The sequence below is a fragment of the Pseudonocardia sp. NPDC049154 genome (assembly GCF_040648315.1).
Lineage (GTDB): Bacteria > Actinomycetota > Actinomycetes > Mycobacteriales > Pseudonocardiaceae > Pseudonocardia.
The window spans coordinates 1-2,207 of the sequence record NZ_JBEZDN010000254.1 but is presented as its reverse complement, the minus strand read 5'-3'; the positions used below and the strand labels follow the sequence as shown (position 1 = coordinate 2,207).

Annotated in this window: 3 protein-coding genes; 2 read left to right on the top strand and 1 reads right to left on the bottom strand. The window is 75.0% G+C overall.

From position 1 onward, the window contains the following. Both AB0B41_RS43110 and hpt read left to right on the top strand, forming a co-directional pair. On the top strand, nt 1-752 hold a 752-nt coding region (locus tag AB0B41_RS43110; RefSeq protein ID WP_358213012.1), incomplete at its 5' end, for an ATP-binding protein. Between the two features lie 47 nt (nt 753-799). Further along, on the top strand, nt 800-1,363 hold the full coding sequence (gene hpt / locus AB0B41_RS43105; protein WP_358213011.1) for a hypoxanthine phosphoribosyltransferase: 564 nt from the start codon (nt 800-802) through the stop codon (nt 1,361-1,363). 10 nt (nt 1,364-1,373) lie between these two features. Here the strand turns inward: hpt and AB0B41_RS43100 are convergent. Then, nucleotides 1,374-2,207 (bottom strand): serine protease (locus AB0B41_RS43100; protein WP_358213010.1); only part of this gene is annotated, 834 nt, incomplete at its 5' end.

The window sequence follows — 2,207 nt, the reverse complement described above, 5'->3', positions numbered from 1 at the left end:
CCGGCCGCTCGGAAGCCCTTGCCGCGGATCTGCGCGCGCGGGGCATCGACGCCCGGGTGCACCCGGTGACCGTCGACGGCCCGGGCGGCACCGAGGCGGCCGCGCGCCGGGCGCGGTACGCGGCCCTGGCCGCCGCGCGCCCGCACCCCTGCTCACCGGTCCTGCTCGGGCACACCCTCGACGACCAGGCCGAGACCGTGCTGCTCGGGCTCGGCCGCGGCTCCGGGGCGCGGTCCCTCGCCGGGATGCGGGAGTGGGACGAGCCCTGGCTGCGCCCGCTGCTCGGCCTGCGCCGCGCCCGGGTCCGCGAGGCCTGCGGCAGTGACCCCTCGCCCTGGGAGGACCCGCACAACACCGACCCACGGTTCGTCCGGGCGAGGCTTCGGGCCGAGGCCCTCCCGCTGCTCGACGACGTACTGGCCGGCGGGGTCGCCGAGGCCCTGGCCCGCACGGCCGCCCAGCTGCGCGAGGACGACGAGGCGCTCACCGCATGGGCGGATCACGTGCGTGAAGCGGCGCGGGACGGGAACACCCTGCGTGTCGACGTCCTCGGAGAGGTCCCCGCCGCGGTCCGCAGGCGCGTCCTGCGCGCGTGGCTCCTCGAGTCGGGTGCGACCGCGGTCACGGACGCCCACCTGCGCGCCGCCGACGCCCTCGTCGGTGCGTGGCGCGGGCAGGGCGGGCCCCGGTTGCCCGGCGGGTTGGACGTCGTCCGCGAGCATGGAAGGCTCGTACCCGCACGGCCGGGCTGACCGTCCGCGCCCAGCAGAACGACCGCCGAGCGAGAGGGTCACGCCCCGTGTACGACGAGGACATCGCGTCCGTCCTGGTCACCGAGCAGCAGATCGGCGAGAAGACCGCCGAGCTCGCCGAGCAGATCGGCAAGGACTACGCCGACCTCTGCGGTCCCGGCGGCCGTGACACCGACATGCTGCTCGTCGGCGTCCTGAAGGGCGCCGTGATGTTCATGACCGACTTCGCCCGGGCCGTGCCGCTGCCGGTGCAGCTGGAGTTCATGGCGGTCAGCTCCTACGGCTCGTCGACCTCGTCGTCGGGCGTGGTGCGGATCCTCAAGGACCTCGACCGCGACATCGCCGGCAGGCACGTGCTGATCGTCGAGGACATCATCGACTCCGGGCTCACGCTGTCGTGGCTGCTGAAGAACCTGGAGTCGCGGCAGCCCGCCTCGCTCGAGGTCGTCACGCTGCTGCGCAAGCCCGACGCGGTGAAGGTCGGGGTGCCCGTGAAGTACGTGGGCTTCGACATCCCCAACGAGTTCGTCGTGGGCTACGGGCTGGACTACGGCGAGCGCTACCGCGACCTGCCCTACATCGGCACGCTCGACCCGTCCGTCTACGCCTGACGGGCGCGGCTCAGGAGGCCGCGCCCACCGGCGGCCCGGCCGGCGGGGCGAGGTCCTCCACGGCCACCCCGGGCGGGGTCGAGGTGAACGGCGCGGTGCCGTCGACCAGCGAGAGGTCGCCGAGGTCGCCGTGGCTGTTGGCGTAGGCCAGCACCCGGGACAGGTCGGACACGCCGTTGCTGACCGGCAGCGGCGCCAGGTTCAGCGTGGAGAGCAGGCCGATCGCGCGGCCGGAGGAGTCGAGGAACGCGCTGCCGGAGTCGCCGGGGACGCCCGGGCTGACCGTGTAGACGATGTGCCCCCAGCCGTCGCCGACGTCGCCGGCGCTGACCCCCGCCTTCGGGCTCAGCGCGCTCACGCCGCCGCGGACCGGCGAGTTGCCGTAGCTGAAGGTCTGCGCGCCTTCCGGCAGCCCGCCCGTCGCGACGCCGGTGGGGCCGCCGAACCACGGCACCGTCGGGTTCGTGACGGCCACGGCCTCCGGCGGCAGCTTGACCAGCGCGAAGTCGTTGTAGGCGCAGGTGTTGGGGTCGGTCTCGCCGCGGCGCTGCATGGTGACCCAGGAGCTGTAGACCATCGTCCCGGTCGCGGTGAAGCCGCGGTCGCCGCGCACCGTCACCGGGGTGCCGGCGGGCATCGTGGCCGAGGTGCAGCCGTCCGTCTCGGAGGACTGGCCGGTGCCCGCGCAGTGCGCGGCCTGCCCGAGGTAGACCGAGCCGTCGCCGCCACGGAACACGAAGTTGCTGGTGCAGGCGCCGCCACCCTGGGTGGTGGTGCCGACGCCGGGGTGCACCGCGGCGCCCTCCCGCGGCGCCCAGGTGGGCGTGGGCGCGGCGGCCGGGGC